Origin of the sequence: Methylophaga sp. UBA2689 (assembly GCA_002354555.1) — a bacterium.
GTDB lineage: Bacteria > Pseudomonadota > Gammaproteobacteria > Nitrosococcales > Methylophagaceae > Methylophaga.
Genome location: DELT01000063.1, coordinates 1 through 15,945 on the forward strand (window position 1 = coordinate 1; position 15,945 = coordinate 15,945).

The window sequence follows — 15,945 nt, forward strand, 5'->3', positions numbered from 1 at the left end:
ATGGCAATTTTGCTGTTACCGACTATGGGGATGATTGGTTTGCTCACGGTGGTGACCTTGATGGCAATGTGGGAATGGCTTTCCATGGCGCAGATGCAACCGCTCATCAAAGTGCTTGCCAGTTTGTCGTTCATTGCCGCTCTGTTGGCGCTATTGGCGATGGCAGGGATAAATTATATGCTGCTATCTGGGTTAGTCTTTTGGATACTGATCAGTTTTATCATTGTTTTATTTGCCCACCGGCCATTACCCAACTCTCTCGCTCAGCTTTTTCATAATAAATTCGTGACTTATCTACTCAGCATGCTAGTTGCTTTGTTATTTGTTTACAGTGCCGTCTGGTTACACGGTATTGCCGGCAACGGTCCATGGCTGGTGTTATATGTATTAATAAGTGTATGGCTTGCAGACACGGGTGGTTATTTTGCAGGTAAGCGTTGGGGTAAACATGCCCTTGCTAAAGCGATCAGTCCTAATAAGACACTTGAAGGGCTTATAGGGGCAATAGTGCTGGTCATGCTTTGGAGCATATTGGCCTATTTTATGGGCATTTCTAAGTTTTTATCACTGCCATTATGGATTTTTATCAGTGTTTTAACTGGCCTCATTTCCGTTAGTGGTGATTTATTTGAAAGCTTGTTTAAACGTAGCTACCAGATAAAAGACAGCGGCCATTTATTACCGGGGCATGGTGGAATGCTGGACCGCGTGGATAGTCTGCTGGCTGCTGTACCTTTCTTTGCTGCGTTAATATGGTTGACAGGGCAGTTTTGATGCAGCAAGTCACTATCCTGGGATCGACCGGTTCCATTGGCATCAGTACTCTGGACGTGTTACAACGCCATCCCGAAAAGTACCGGGTCTATGCGCTGGCAGCGAATAAATCAGTGGATGCTTTGCTTGAGCAATGTCTGCAATTTCAGCCCGCAGTCGCGGTGATGCTATGCCCGGATTCTGCTGAAAAACTTAAAACCAAACTCGATGCTGCTGGCGTGGCCATTGAAGTACAAAGCGGTATGCAGGCTTTGGAGAGAATATCCAGTACTGACCAAACAGATATCGTGGTCGCCGCTATTGTGGGCGCTGCTGGGTTATTGCCAACTCTGGCAGCAGCCAAAACAGGAAAAAGAATCCTGCTGGCAAATAAAGAAGCCTTGGTGATGAGTGGTGCATTACTCATGCGCGAAGTGCAGGAAAATAATGCTGTTTTGCTTCCTGTTGATAGTGAGCACAATGCCATATGGCAATGTATGCCTGTAGGCGAAAGCCAACAGTATCAGTTTGATAACAAAGGTATTCGCCGTATTATCCTGACCGCGTCAGGTGGTCCATTCCGTGATTGGGAGATTGCAGATTTGGAAGCAGTAACACCCGAACAAGCGGTAGCCCATCCCAACTGGTCGATGGGACAGAAAATATCGGTTGATTCAGCCACCATGATGAACAAAGGGCTGGAAGTTATCGAGGCACATTGGCTGTTTGGTATGCCGAGTAACAAGATTGAAGTTGTATTGCATCGTCAAAGTATTATTCATTCAATGGTAGATTATATGGATGGCTCAGTGCTGGCGCAGATGGGCAATCCCGATATGCGTACACCTATTGCCAATACCCTGGCCTGGCCAGAACGCATTGATTCAGGTGTTGCACCATTGGATTTGGTCAAAGCAGGGAGACTTGATTTTGCCATTGCAGATTTTAAACGTTTCCCCTGTCTGGCGCTGGCCTATAAGGCATTGAACATCGGTGGTACCAGCACCGCCATTCTTAACGCGGCAAATGAAGTGGCGGTAGAAGCGTTCCTGCAACAGCAAATCAAATTTACTGATATTGCCCGGGTCATCGCGGACGTGTTGGAAAGCATACCTGCAACATCAGCTGATTCACTGGAACAGATATTGTCTGCCGATAAGCTGGCAAGAGAGGCTGCCCAAAAGCAGACTAAGATTTTATGCAATCATTAATCTTTTTTATTATCGCCCTCAGCTTGCTGGTGGTCATCCATGAATTCGGCCATTATTGGGTGGCAAGAAGATGTGGCGTGAAAGTACTACGCTTTTCAGTTGGCTTTGGACAAAAACTCTGGTCAAAACAACTCAAAAACGGCACTGAATTTGTCATCGCAGCATTGCCATTAGGTGGCTATGTCAAAATGCTGGATGAACGAGAAGCACCAGTAGCAGAAGCAGAGCTTGACCAGGCCTTTAATCGTCAACCGTTACGAAACCGGGTTGCAATTGTATCTGCCGGACCGATCGCAAACCTGTTATTTGCCGTCTTTGCCTATTGGGTCATCATGGTTACCGGTGTGCCCGGTTTAAAGCCGATCATTGATGATGTAACAGCTGATTCTCCCGCTGCGATGGCACAGCTCATTCCTGGTGAAGAAATTATAGCCGTCAATGGCAAAGCAACGCCGACAGTTAACAGCTTGTTTCAGCAATGGTTGAAGTTCGCGCAGTCCGGTGAAACCGTTACCCTGACTACCCGCATTACTGATATTGAAAGTACCAAACAACTAACATTGCCAAAACTTGGGCTGGACGATGCTGGATCACTGTTTAGTCAGATAGGTATCAAAACCGTGCAACCCGATATGCCCCCGATTCTGGGTGAAATTGTGGCTGATAGCCCGGCGGAAAGGGCGGGCTTACAAACAGGTGATGAATTAATTTCAGCTGATGGAAAACAATTATCCAGCTGGCAGGCTTGGGTCGCTCTCATTCAAAGCAGTGCTGATGAAGAGATGAGTATTGAAATTCTTCGTGATGGACAAGTTGAACAGCTCGATATTACTCCTGTCGCAGATGAAAATAATGTCGGTCGGATAGGTGCGGCAGTCAATACCGAAGGCTATGAAATCCCCGCAGAATTAAGATCAGAATTACGTTATGGCCCATTGGCGGCGATCCCCCAGGCGTTCAGCCAAACCTGGCAGTTCAGTGTCACCACCTTAAGTGGCTTATGGGGCATGCTTATAGGTACGGTTTCCAGTGACAATCTTGGCGGGCCTATTGCTATTGCCCAGTTTGCCGGGGATTCTGCGCAACAGGGCTTAATTGCTTTTATCAGTTTTCTGGCAATGATCAGCATCAGTTTAGGGATTCTGAATTTACTTCCAGTTCCGGTACTTGATGGTGGCCATTTGCTGATGTACTTTTTTGAATGGGTTCGTGGCAAGCCTTTGCCCGAATCAGTACAAATCCAGGGACAAAAAATAGGATTATTCCTGATTCTTCTGCTAATGGTATTCGCTTTTACAAATGACATCGCCCGACTCATTGGCTAATCGAAACATTGCAGGTACACTTACGATTTCTTCGGCTGACTGACTGTAAAACAACAATGAAACAAATCATCACAGCATTGACGCTCATCTTGTTATCCTCCGCAGCTTGGGCCGAGGAATTTATTATCAAAGATATCCGGGTGGAGGGGTTGCAAAGAATCTCCGCAGGTACCGTTTTCAACTTTTTACCGGTTAAAGTCGGTGATGAACTGACTGAAAATGATGTTAGAGGCATCATTCGCTCATTGTTTAAATCAAAATACTTTAATGATGTGCAGGTAGAACGCGATGAAGGCGTTTTAGTTATCACTGTAAGTGAGCGCCCGGCGATTTCCAGTATTGAGTTTATTGGTAACAAAGATTTGGACAGTGATGAATTATTAAAATCATTGCGTCAGATTGGTTTTGCTGAAGGTCAGGTATTTGAGCAGGCGATGCTGGAAAGGGTTGAGCTGGAATTACAACGTCAGTATTTCAGTCGTGGTAAATATGGTGTGAATATTACCTCTGAGGTCACTCCGCTGTCACGTAATCGGGTAGCCGTCCGCATCAATATGGCTGAAGGCGTTGTTGCGACGATTGGTGAAATTAACATTGTCGGCAACAACTCATATGATGAAGAAGACCTTCTTGCCGAGTTTGAATCTACAACGGGTGGATGGTTGTCTTCATTAACCAAAGATAATCAGTATTCACGTCAAAAGTTATCAGCTGATCTGGAGTCTTTGCGCTCTTTTTATCTTGATCGCGGTTATGTTGATTTTACAGTCGAGTCCACTCAGGTAACGATTTCTGATGATAAAAAGCAGATGTTCATTACAGTGAATATTTCTGAAGGCGAACGTTATAAAATTAATGAAGTTAGGTTGGCGGGCAATCTGATTGTGCCGGAAGAAGAGTTATTTGATCTGGTCACCATTCGTAAAAACTCAGTGTTTTCCAGAAAAGCCATCACCTCTAGTTCTGAAAGGCTGACAGATCGACTGGGTAATGATGGTTATGCCTTTGCCAATGTAAATGCAGTCCCGGATATTGATCGTGAAACACGCGAAGTTAATCTGACATTCTTTGTTGATCCCGGCCGTCGGGCTTATGTACGTCGCATCAATATTTCTGGTAACAGTAAAACCCGTGATGAGGTACTGCGTCAGGAAATGCGGCAACAGGAATCCGCCTGGATTTCTACTGGTGATGTTGAACGGTCACGAGAACGTATTTCACGTTTGGGATATTTTGAAGATGTGAATGTTGAAACCCTGCCTGTTGCAGGAACGTCTGATCAGGTCGATTTGGATTTCAATGTAACGGAAATGGCCTCAGGCAGTTTGTCAGCGGGTATTGGTTATTCACAGTCTGACGGCATTATCTTTAATGCCAATGTGACCCAGAAGAACTTTATGGGAAGTGGTAAACATATTCGTTTCGGTTTTAATAACAGTCGGGTTAATACTGTTTACAGCTTTGGTTATACCAATCCATTTGCGACGGTAGATGGTATCAGTCAGGGCTTTAACCTGTTTTATCGTGAAACAGATGCCTTTGAAGCGAATATTGCCAATTACACCACAGACGTATTTGGTGGGGATATCAATTTTGGTATTCCTATCTCGGAAAACAACCGGATTAATCTGGCCTTCGGTTATGAAAATACCCAGCTGGATGTGCCTAGCAATAATGATATTACCCGCTATGATGATTTTATCGAAACCGAAGGCGATTCATTCCATGCATTTCCGGTAACACTGGGTTGGTCCAGTGATACCCGTGATAATGCAATATTACCTACTAAAGGGTTATCACAGAGCCTTTCTGCTGAGGTTGCCACACCTATAGGCGACTTGCAGTATTATAAACTGCGCTATCGTAATAACTGGTACACACCATTAAGCGATACCTTTACTTTTGCTTTGCGTACGGACCTTGGCTACGGTAAAGCCTATGGTGATAGTAACGAGTTTCCTTTCTTCCAGAACTTTTATGCCGGTGGTATTCGTAGCGTAAGAGGTTTTAGAGCGAATACGCTGGGTGTCAGAGAAGCTGACCAACCTTTGGGTGGTAATTTAATGGTCACCGGCGGTGCAGAGATTATTTTCCCCATCCCATTCATGAAAAAAGCTTTACGCTCTTTCCGCTTGAGCACATTCGTGGATGTGGGTAACGTATATGATGTCGATCAAAGCTTTGAAGCTGACTTGCTGCGTTATTCAACCGGCTTATCAGCGATTTGGATTTCACCATTTGGCGCAATGTCGTTTAGTATTGCTGCTCCTTTGCGTGATCAGCCGGATGATGAAACGGAAGTATTCCAGTTTTCATTAGGATCGACATTTTAATTTAACTATCGGAGTTAAGAGTGAAAAACATCAAGATTGTTGGCCTTATATTGGCTTCTTTAATGGTCAGCCCAGTATTTGCTGAAGAAATGAAAATCGGCGTGGTTAATGCCAGTGTTGTATTAGATCAATCGCCACAAAAAGAACGTGCTTTAGCCCGTTTGGAAAAAGAATTTTCAACCCGTAGCAAATCACTCGAGAACAAACACAAAGAATTACGTGCTGCTCAGGACAAATTGAATCGTGATGCTGCTGTTCTCAGTAATGAAGAGCGCCAGGTCCAGGAGCGTAAGATCATTAATGATCAACGTGAATTGAAACGTTTGCAGGATGAGTACAGTGAAGACCTGTCTATCCGCCGCAATGAAGAATTACGCAAGTTAGAAGAAGAGATCGCTGAAACCATCGTCGAACTTGCCAAAAAAGAATCTTATGATTTGGTGCTTTATCAAGGTGTCATTTTTGCCAGTGAAAAGGCAGATTTAACTTCTAAAGTACTGGAAAAACTTAAAGCGAAATAAGAATCTGGATGTGGTGTGGACTTTAGCAAAAATTGCATCTGAGATTGGTGCAAAACTCATTGGCGATGCAGACAAAGTAATAACGGGTGTCGGTACCCTGCAAAATGCAACGGACACCGACATCAGCTTTTTGGCAAATACCAAATACCGTCAGTATCTTAATTCTACTTCAGCAGGCTGTGTGATCGTTACACCTGCTGATTTAGCTGAAGTTCAGACGAATGCGTTAATCATCAAAGATCCTTACGTTGCTTATGCAAAAGCTGCCTCATTGTTATATCCAGAAGCGCGGTCTCCAATAGGTATTCATCCTAGCGCCGTCATTGGTGAAAATTGTCAAATAGCGGATTCGGCTCGTATTTCAGCACAAGTCTATATCGGCAACAATGTTCATATTGGTGACAATGTCGATATTGGTCCTGGCTGTGTTATCGAAAATAATGTTTCCATTGCCACTGATAGCAGGTTGTTTGCAAATGTCACTTTGTGCCGAAAAGTATATATTGGGGAGCGTGCCCGTCTTCACCCCGGGGTTGTGATTGGGGCGGATGGATTTGGTATTGCAAATGAAAATGGTCGCTGGCTGAAGATACCTCAGGTGGGTTCAGTAATCATCGGTAACGATGTCGAAGTCGGTGCGAACACAACAATTGATCGTGGCGCAATTGACGACACTATTATCAGCAATGGTGTGAAGCTGGACAATCAAATCCAAATTGGTCATAACGTTTTTATTGGTGAGCATACGGTTATTGCTGGTTGTGTTGGTATCTCCGGTAGTACGCATGTTGGATCGCATTGTGCCATTGGTGGCGGAACAGGGATTGCAGGACATATCGAAATAACAGATGGCGTGCAAATAACCGGTATGAGTATGGTGACCAAATCAATATTGACACCAGGTTCGTATTCCTCAGGTATTCCAGCGGAACCAACCAGAGATTGGCATCGTAATGTTATTCGATACCGACAACTTGAAAAATTAAATGACAAAGTAAAACAATTGGAGGCCAAGCTGGAGTAATGGCTTTTCATTGCTGGATGGCTGGCTTGGCTTTACCGCATCAGTGTCTCAACGTAAGATTACTGCACGCAAAAATATAAATCCTAAAGGATAATCAGATTGAACACCATTGACATACATGAAATTCAACGCTTACTGCCACATCGATACCCCTTCCTGTTGATTGACAGGGTGATTGAATTTACACCGGGTGAGCATCTGGTTGGTATTAAAAATGTCAGTTTCAACGAACCGCACTTTACCGGACATTTTCCACAACGTGTGATTATGCCTGGTGTGTTAATTCTTGAAGCATTGGCTCAGGCCACAGGATTACTGGCATTTAAAACAGCAGACCAAATTCGTTCTGATGATGCACTGTATTACCTGGCAGGTATCGATAATGCACGTTTTAAAAAACCTGTCGAACCTGGAGATCAGTTGCGTTTAGAAGTAAAGTTAATTAAAAATAAACGTAATTTATGGAAATTTTACGCTCAGGCAACTGTTGGCGGTGAGATCGTTGTCAGTGCTGATATTATGTGTGTTAACCAAGAAATGCCTTCGTGATTCATCAAACAGCCCTAATCGATCCTAGTGCCAAAATTGCTGATGATGTGATCATCGGTGCATACAGTATTATCGGAGCGAATGTCGAAATCGCTTCCGGTACTGAAATAGCCTCACATGTGGTAATAAATGGTCCGACTAGAATTGGTCGTAATAATCGTATATTTCAGTTTTCATCGATAGGTGAAGAGCCTCAGGATAAGAAATATCACGGAGAACCCACTCTACTGGAAATTGGTGATAATAATCTGATCCGGGAATCTGTGACCATCAATCGTGGCACAGTGCAGGGCGGTGGAGTTACCAAAGTCGGCAGTAATAACTGGATCATGGCCTATGTACATATTGCTCATGACTGCATTATTGGCGATGACAATATATTTGCTAATAACGCTTCTCTGGCGGGACATGTCATTGTTGATCAACATGTTATTCTTGGTGGGTTTACGCTGGTGAGTCAGTTTAATCACCTTGGATCACATTGTTTCAGTGCGATGGGCAGCGTTATATCTCGCAATGTTCCACCTTATGTTCTGGTTTCCGGTCATATGGCCGAACCTGTCGGAATTAACGTTGAAGGCTTGCGTAGACGTGCTTTTACCGATACCCAGATTCGAAATATCCGTCAGGCGTACAAACTGGTTTATCGTTCAGGTTTACGCATGGAAGAAGCACGGGAACGCTTGCATAGTATTAAACAGGAAGCTGAAGAACTAACAATCTTCATCGAGTTCCTGAATCAGCAACAAGGTGGCATCATCCGGTAGTTTCCTACCGGATGACGATGACTTGATAAGCAACCTTAATCGTTTGCCGGGGTTGAGCTGATTTTATGAATACTCAAATCTGCTCCATTGAATTCCTCTTCTTCACTTAACCTCAGCCCCATAATTGCTTTCAAGCCGCCATAAACGATAAGACCACCGATAAACGCGATACCTACGCCAATAGCTGCCCCGATAAACTGAGAAGCCAGGCTGACCCCGCCCATTCCGCCGAGAGCGACCTGCCCGAAAATACCGGCAGCAATAGCACCCCATACGCCACATAACCCATGAAGTGGCCACACACCTAAAACGTCATCAATTTTCCATTTATTCTGTGCCAGGGTAAAAGTGATAACAAAAATGGCCCCGGCAAGCGAACCTGTTACTAATGCACCAAGGGGGTGCATGATGTCCGAGCCTGCACAGATGGCTACTAAACCGGCCAGTGGACCATTATGGACAAACCCGGGGTCATTACGACCAATAAAGCATGCTGCCAGGGTACCTCCAACCATCGCCATTAAAGAGTTAATGGCAACCAATCCGCTGATCCCTTCAATTTCCTGAGCCGACATTACATTAAAACCAAACCAACCTACGGTCAGGATCCATGCGCCTAGCGCCAGAAAAGGAATATTTGATGGTGGGTGAGCATATATTTCGCCTTGTTTGCCATAACGTCCATTTCTTGGCCCCAATAACAGAACGGCTGCCAGGGCTATCCATCCGCCAACAGCATGTACGACAATAGAGCCGGCAAAGTCATGAAAGGCCGCGCCAAATTGATTTTCCAGCCAATTCTGAATCCCAAACAATCCATTCCAGCTGATGCCTTCAAACAATGGATAGACAAAGCCGGCAATTAAAAAAGTGGCAATTAGTTGAGGATTGAATTTTGCCCGTTCAGCGATACCGCCTGAAACAATGGCAGGTATTGCTGCGGCAAATGTTAATAAAAAGAAAAATTTTACTAAAGCATAGCCATTGTTTTCAGTCAGTAATGGCGAAGGTTCAAAAAAATTCAAACCATAAGCAATTCCATAGCCGATAAAAAAGTAAGCAATAGTGGAAACACCAAAGTCAGTGATAATTTTGACCAAAGCATTAACCTGATTTTTTTTCCTTACGGTTCCGACTTCAAGAAAGGCGAAGCCAGCATGCATTGCCAGCACCATAATGGCGCCTATTAGTATAAAAAGTACGTCGCTTGCGTTTTGCACAATTAGTTTTCCTTATAATTAGTGTTGAGCAAGCACCAAAATAGCAAGACTTGCACCAATTTAGACAAATTCATATAAAACAATCATCTAGGGTTTTTGTTATTCAGATAATCCTTTTAAATTGAACTGTTATGGTGCGATATTACGTTTAAAGGCACTTATATGGTGCGACTGACTGGTGCATGCCACGGTTAGCACAATCAGCGGATAAACACGTATAATCTGGCACTTTAATTCACTTATGAAAAAGTGATGGCTTAACTATCCTTAAATTGCGGTAAGCAAGGAGAAAACGATGGATATCTACGCATCGGATGATGAAAAAGGCGAAGCGATAAAGAATTGGTGGCGCGAAAATGGCCGATCAGTAGTAACCGGTGTTGTTTTAGGTGGTGCAATAATCTTTGGCGGTCGGTATTGGATTAATTTTCAACAAGCCAAGACTGAACAGGCTGCAGCAATGTACCAACAAGTTCAGATGAATCTCAGCGATGCTGATTTAACGGCTGCTGAAGACCTGACCCAGGAACTCATGCAAACGCATTCTGCTACTCCTTATGCAGCATTTGCCTCGCTGGAGCTTGCTGCTGAACAAGTGCGGAATGATCAAACTGCAGCGGCATTGGAATATCTGCAGTGGACTGTTGACCAGGCAAAGCTTAGTGCTCAGAAAGATTTGGCCAGATTACGTATGGCTCGCCTTATGGTCGATCAGGCTGAATACGCAAAAGCTTTGGAATTGACTCAACAAACCGTCTCTGAAGGATTTGTTTCTCTATTTGCTGAACTCAAGGGTGATATTTATCTTGCTCAGGAAAATAAAACAGAAGCCTATGAAGCGTATGTCGAATCTATTGCAAGTATGGATGCAGACGACCCTCGTAAAACTCTCCTGGAAATGAAGCGTGATGATGTGGCCGTTATTAATGAAAGCTAATGTAATTAGAAATACCGTTGTTGGCTTTGCTCTTATGACGCTTGCTGGTTGTGGAACAGTAAAAGAATTCTTTGCGGCTGACAGCTACGAAGCTCCTCCAGCTGAACTCACTGAATTTCAAGTTGAGTTCGAACCCAAAACCCTCTGGTCATCCGGTACTGGTGATGGTGCTGCAACGGCTTATTCAAATCTTGCTCCATGGATTCAAGGTGACTCCATTGTCACGGTGGATCAGGAAGGAGATGTTCGCAGTCATAATATTGAAAATGGCCGACGCGAATGGCGCAACAAATTAGATATGCCAGTTGCGGCAGGTGTTGGTGGCGGAGAAGGGCTGATTGTTGTTGGCTCTCAAAGTGGAGAAGTAGTCGCTTTGGATGACAGCAACGGTGACGAACTTTGGCGTCAGCGTCTCAGCAGTGAAGTCCTTGCTCCGGCAAAAGTGAGTGGCGATAGCGTTGTTGTGAGAACGGCAGATGGAAGGTTAACAGCGATTTCGGCAAGCAGCGGCAATATTCTGTGGAATTATCAACGCGCAGTACCACTTTTAAGTCTACGTGGTGTCAGCGCTCCAGTTATTGACGGACAAACGGTATTTTCTGGTTATGATAACGGTAAGTTAGTTGCACTTTCTCTCAACGATGGCAAAGTCATCTGGGAAAAAAGTGTCGCTGTGCCAAGTGGTCGGACTGAGTTAGAGCGATTGGTCGATATAGATGCCGATCCGGTGATCCAAAACGGTATGATTTACGTAGTCGCTTTTCAGGGTAATTTAGCGGTAATGGATACGGATACCGGACAAACCCTATGGGACCGAGAAATGTCTTCTGCAACCGGTATTGCAGTGGCGTCAACGGATGCTGTTTATGTGAGTGATGACCAAAGTTATCTATGGTCAATCGCTGACGGATCTGGTGATTCTCTATGGCGTCAGACATTATTGCTAAGACGAAACATTACCGCGCCAGTCATTGCCGGTGAATATGTGGTGGTAGGTGACTTTGAAGGTTATTTACACTGGGTAGCACGTTCCGATGGCCGTTTTGTTGCTCGTCAAAGACTGGATAAAGAGCCTATTCGCAGCCAACCCATCGTTCGTGATGGTGTGCTTTATGTCATGACTACAGGCGGCAAGCTTTCCGCCATTCGGATCCCTTAACTGTGAAACCTGTTATTGCTCTTGTTGGGCGGCCGAATGTTGGCAAATCGACATTATTCAATCGTTTAACCAAAACCCGTAATGCTTTGGTGGCAGATCATGAGGGGTTGACCCGTGATCGCATATACGGCAATGCCCGCCATGAGGAAGCTGAATTTATTCTTATCGACACGGGTGGCTTGACCGTACAGGGTGACGATATGTCAGATCTGATGCGTAAGCAAGCTGAATTGGCGATTGTAGAAGCAGATCTGATCTTGTTTTTAGTGGATGGTAAAGCGGGTGTGGTACCTGCTGATGAGTTAATCGCCAAACAATTACGTAATGTCGGTAAACCGGTTTTATTGGTGATTAATAAAACGGAAAGTGAACAACGTGAATTAGCGGCTGCAGATTTTTATCGACTTGGACTGGGAGAGCCCGAAGTCATTTCTGCGACTCAGGGACGTGGTATCAGTAATTTAATGAGCACTCTGATGCGCGAGTTACCCACCATTCGAATTGTGGAGACTGATGAAGAAGAGTCAGAAGAAGATACCTCTGGCGATATTCGTCTTGCAGTAGTGGGACGACCCAATGTCGGTAAATCAACGCTGGTGAATCGTCTGCTTGGTGAAGATCGGGTTGTGGCTTTTGATGAGCCGGGTACAACTCGCGACAGTATCTATATTCCATTTGAAAAAGACGGTACCAATTATATTTTAATCGACACTGCCGGTGTCAGACGTCGTTCAAAAGTCTCAGAAGCTCTGGAAAAATTCAGTATTGTAAAAACCCTGCAGGCAATCGAGGCAGCTAATGTGGTTTTGTTAGTGTTAGATGCGCATCAGGGTGTTGTGGATCAGGATCTGCATCTGGCTGGGCTGATTATAGAAAGTGGTCGCGCTGTGGTTATCGCAGTCAATAAATGGGATGGTCTGGAGAAACAGGAACGTGAGTGGGTTGCCACCAATATTGAGCGTCGTCTTCCGTTTTTGAGTTTTGCCAAAACGCATTTCATTTCGGCTTTGCATGGCAGTGGTGTTGGCTTATTACTTAAATCTGTAAAAACAGCGTATGGCTCTGCCTTAGCTAAAATTCCTACGCCACAATTGACCAGAGTATTGGAAGAAGCTGTTGCCGATCATCAACCACCATTAGTTAACGGACGCAGGATTAAATACCGTTATGCGCATTTAGGCGGTAAAAATCCTCCCCGTATCATTATCCATGGTAATCAGACAGAAGCGACGCCAAACAGCTATCGACGTTATTTGGAAAATTATTTCCGTACTGCACTCAAATTGCAGGGAACACCGGTGATGATTGAGTTTAAGACCAGTGATAATCCGTTTAGAGAGCGGAAGAAGCCGGCAGAGAATCCACAGGAAAAACGCAAACGGATAATAGCTAGTCGAATTAAAAAGCGATAGTGTCGTTTAAGTATTAGAGCAAGCCTTCATCTTCGTTCATCAAATTTTCCAATGAACTAAGATGATGGCGAATTTTTTCACGCTGAACTAATTTTTGCTGCGCTACTTCAGGCAAGTCGGTAAATAAAATCACCCCTTTATCTATCAGTGTGTTCACCAGATCTTCAATAACCCTCACCATCGCCATATCTGAGGCTGTAAGAATGGTTTGAATATCTTCCTGGCGGTTGGATTGACCAAGAAACTCAATTAATTCCGGTGCTTGAGGAGAGATGTATTGGCTATCATCGCTCTTTGGGGAATTAAAAACCCCAATTATGTGACCCTTTTCATCGCGATCGACGTATACCATCTTATTGTTCCCGATTATTCTTGATATGCTACCTTTGGAAAGAGTAAGCGGTCATAGGTTTACAGTAAAGAAAAAAACTGTGAAACTCATCACATTTTGAGCTGGGTAGCGTCGTCGGATTAAATGGAAAATCAAGCAACCACTGAACAAGAACAGAATCGGCAATGGAAAGCTGACTCGGCTTATCTGACTCATGATGATCCGCTATTAGCATGTCTGACGGTTCTCACCAAACTTTTACGAAAACCACATAGCCCTGATTCGATGGTAGCAGGTCTTCCCCTAGTGGATAACCGACTGTCCCCAGAATTGTTTTCCAGAGCGGCTGAACGGGCAGGGCTTTCTTCAAAAGTCATAAAACGCTCACTACGTAAAATTTCTCCGTTGGTGCTACCTGCCGTATTACTTCTGAATGATGGCAATGCCTGTATTTTGCTGAAACTTAACGGCAAAGAGGCTACGGTCATTTATCCTGAAAATGGCGACGCTGAAACTGTCGTGGAATTGAACGAGCTACAACAGTATTACACTGGCTATGCCATTTTCATCCGAGCAGTGCAGCATTTTGATAACCGGAGTGAAAACTCGGCAATTCCTCGTGCCAGACACTGGTTCTGGGGCACGCTGACACGCTATTGGCCAATCTACAGCGAAGTATTCGTGGCTTCCATTCTGGTCAACTTATTTGCCATAGCTTCACCGCTGTTTGTGATGAATGTCTATGACCGGGTCGTGCCCAACAACGCGCTGGCAACATTGTGGGTGTTGGCGATTGGTCTGGCGATTGTGTTTGTATTTGATTTGTTACTACGTACTTTACGTGGTTATTTTATTGATGTTGCCGGCAAAAAAGCTGACGTTATTTTATCCGCCACTATTTTTGAAAAGGTACTGGGCATCAAAATGGCGGCTCGGCCCAATTCAGTGGGCAACTTTGCTAATAGCATGCAGGAGTTTGAGTCATTTCGTGACTTTTTTACTTCGGCCACACTCGCCACGCTGATTGATTTACCCTTTACCTTTTTGTTTATTGCCGTTATCTGGATGATTGCTGGCGATCTAGCCTATATTCCGTTGGCGGTTATTCCCATTACGATTTTGATCAGTTTAATCATCCAAATCCCGTTAGGTCGTGCAATTAAGCAGTTATTCCGTCACGCGGGACAAAAAAGCGCCACCCTTATAGAAACATTAACCGGCCTTGAAACGATCAAAAGTCTGGGAGCAGAGAGCCCATTACAACGTAAATGGGAACAAACTGCCGGCTCTATTTCCAAATACAGCCAACGGGCCAAACTGTTGTCATCAGCAGCAGTAAATTTAACCAGTTTTGTTCAGCAAATGACCACTATTGCTGTGGTGGTTTATGGGGTGTACAAAATCAGTGAGAACGAAATCAGCATGGGTGCCTTGATTGCCAGCACCATACTGGCAGGCAGAGCACTGGCACCAATGGGTCAGCTGGCAGGTATTTTAACGCGTTTTCATCATTCAAAAGCCGCGTTAAGTTCTTTGAACAATATGATGAATTTACCGGTTGAACGTCCCAGCGGTCGGGAATTTTTGCATCGTGAGAAATTCCAGGGTGGTATCGAATTCAAACAAGTCAGCTTCCGCTATCCCGAGCAGGCCATAGACGCATTAAGTGATATTTCCTTTAAAATTAAACCGGGTGAAAAAGTTGCCATTATCGGCAGAATCGGCTCCGGGAAAAGCTCAATAGAGAAATTGATTCTGGGTTTATATGAACCTGCAGAGGGAGCGGTGCTTCTGGATGAGACCGATCTGCGTCAGATTGATCCAATTGATTTACGCCGGTCTGTTGGTTATGTTCCTCAGGATGTCATGCTGTTCTATGGCAGCGTGCGCGACAATATCGCTTTGGGAGCTCCCTTTGCTGATGATGCTGCTGTATTGCGTGCGGCTGAAATAGCTGGCGTGACTGAATTTATCAATCGGCATCCATCAGGTTTCGATATGCCTGTCGGAGAGCGTGGTGAAGGCCTTTCAGGTGGACAACGTCAGAGTATTGCCGTGGCGCGGGCTTTATTACTGGAGCCTCCCGTGTTGGTGTTGGATGAGCCAACCAATTCCATGGATAACAGTAGTGAGGAACGCTTTAAAACCAAACTGGGTGAAATTATTAAAGATAAATCTCTAATTCTGGTTACACACCGTGCTTCTCTATTAAGCCTTGTAGACCGGGTGTTAGTGATGGATCAGGGTAATTTAGTGGCCGATGGGCCACGTGAACAAATTCTGGCTGCGTTAAAGAGCGGACATATCCGGGTTTCGAAAGGGTAATTGGATGGCCTGGTTTAAAAAAAATAATGACGATGTCAATTTCATGTCTGAAATCAGTGCGGCAACGATGGCCTCAAC

At 44.6% G+C, this 15,945-nt stretch carries 14 protein-coding genes; 12 read left to right on the forward strand and 2 right to left on the reverse strand.

Features of this window, described 5'->3' with window-relative positions:
* The 8 genes from B3M51_RS07155 to lpxA form a co-directional block, all read left to right on the forward strand.
* A partial coding sequence (locus B3M51_RS07155; RefSeq protein ID WP_292757901.1) for a phosphatidate cytidylyltransferase occupies positions 1-774 on the forward strand: 774 nt, incomplete at its 5' end.
* Positions 774-1,964: a 1-deoxy-D-xylulose-5-phosphate reductoisomerase gene (gene ispC / locus B3M51_RS07160; protein ID WP_292357994.1), complete on the forward strand. Its 1,191-nt coding sequence runs from the start codon at positions 774-776 to the stop codon at positions 1,962-1,964. The genes B3M51_RS07155 and ispC, both read left to right, overlap by 1 nt.
* Positions 1,952-3,289 carry an RIP metalloprotease RseP gene (gene rseP / locus B3M51_RS07165; RefSeq protein ID WP_292357996.1) on the forward strand — a complete coding sequence of 446 codons (1,338 nt, stop codon included), beginning with the start codon at positions 1,952-1,954 and terminating at the stop codon, positions 3,287-3,289. The genes ispC and rseP overlap by 13 nt, the downstream gene beginning before the upstream one ends.
* 56 nt (positions 3,290-3,345) lie before the next feature.
* The gene (bamA, locus tag B3M51_RS07170; protein ID WP_292757903.1) at positions 3,346-5,622 is read left to right on the forward strand and encodes an outer membrane protein assembly factor BamA; all 2,277 of its coding nucleotides are present in this window, start codon (positions 3,346-3,348) and stop codon (positions 5,620-5,622) included.
* A gap of 20 nt (positions 5,623-5,642) precedes the next feature.
* A complete protein-coding gene (locus B3M51_RS07175) occupies positions 5,643-6,143 on the forward strand; it encodes an OmpH family outer membrane protein (RefSeq protein WP_292481325.1) in 501 nt (166 codons plus the stop codon).
* 10 nt (positions 6,144-6,153) lie between these two features.
* Positions 6,154-7,167 carry a UDP-3-O-(3-hydroxymyristoyl)glucosamine N-acyltransferase gene (lpxD, locus tag B3M51_RS07180; RefSeq protein WP_349676716.1) on the forward strand — a complete coding sequence of 338 codons (1,014 nt, stop codon included), beginning with the start codon at positions 6,154-6,156 and terminating at the stop codon, positions 7,165-7,167.
* A 99-nt stretch (positions 7,168-7,266) separates the two neighbouring features.
* On the forward strand, positions 7,267-7,716 hold the full coding sequence (fabZ, locus tag B3M51_RS07185) for a 3-hydroxyacyl-ACP dehydratase FabZ (RefSeq protein ID WP_292481322.1): 450 nt from the start codon (positions 7,267-7,269) through the stop codon (positions 7,714-7,716).
* Entirely contained in the window at positions 7,713-8,483 is a 771-nt protein-coding gene (gene lpxA, locus B3M51_RS07190; RefSeq protein WP_292757905.1) for an acyl-ACP--UDP-N-acetylglucosamine O-acyltransferase, read from the forward strand. Before fabZ ends, lpxA begins: the two co-directional genes overlap by 4 nt.
* Positions 8,484-8,518: 35 nt before the next feature.
* On the opposite strand, the gene B3M51_RS07195 is transcribed toward lpxA, so the two are convergent.
* Positions 8,519-9,703, reverse strand: coding sequence for an ammonium transporter (locus B3M51_RS07195; RefSeq protein WP_292757907.1), 1,185 nt, complete (start codon positions 9,701-9,703; stop codon positions 8,519-8,521).
* Positions 9,704-9,998: 295 nt separating this feature from the next.
* Between B3M51_RS07195 and B3M51_RS07200 the strand changes: the two genes are divergently transcribed.
* Genes B3M51_RS07200 through der form a run of 3 tightly spaced genes read left to right on the forward strand, consistent with a single transcriptional unit; the run spans position 9,999 to position 13,211 of the window.
* Positions 9,999-10,640 (forward strand): YfgM family protein, encoded by a 642-nt coding sequence (locus B3M51_RS07200; RefSeq protein ID WP_292757909.1) that lies wholly within the window; start codon positions 9,999-10,001, stop codon positions 10,638-10,640.
* Positions 10,630-11,799, forward strand: coding sequence for an outer membrane protein assembly factor BamB (gene bamB / locus B3M51_RS07205; RefSeq protein WP_292757911.1), 1,170 nt, complete (start codon positions 10,630-10,632; stop codon positions 11,797-11,799). The genes B3M51_RS07200 and bamB overlap by 11 nt, the downstream gene beginning before the upstream one ends.
* 2 nt (positions 11,800-11,801) lie before the next feature.
* The gene (gene der, locus B3M51_RS07210) at positions 11,802-13,211 is read left to right on the forward strand and encodes a ribosome biogenesis GTPase Der (protein WP_292757913.1); all 1,410 of its coding nucleotides are present in this window, start codon (positions 11,802-11,804) and stop codon (positions 13,209-13,211) included.
* 13 nt (positions 13,212-13,224) lie between these two features.
* On the opposite strand, the gene B3M51_RS07215 is transcribed toward der, so the two are convergent.
* Complete coding sequence (locus B3M51_RS07215) at positions 13,225-13,563, reverse strand: hypothetical protein (protein WP_292757915.1); 339 nt, start codon at positions 13,561-13,563, stop codon at positions 13,225-13,227.
* Between the two features lie 123 nt (positions 13,564-13,686).
* Here B3M51_RS07215 and B3M51_RS07220 point away from each other — a divergent pair, with 123 nt between their 5' ends.
* On the forward strand, positions 13,687-15,867 hold the full coding sequence (locus B3M51_RS07220) for a type I secretion system permease/ATPase (protein WP_292757916.1): 2,181 nt from the start codon (positions 13,687-13,689) through the stop codon (positions 15,865-15,867).
* The last annotated feature ends 78 nt before the right edge of the window (positions 15,868-15,945 follow it).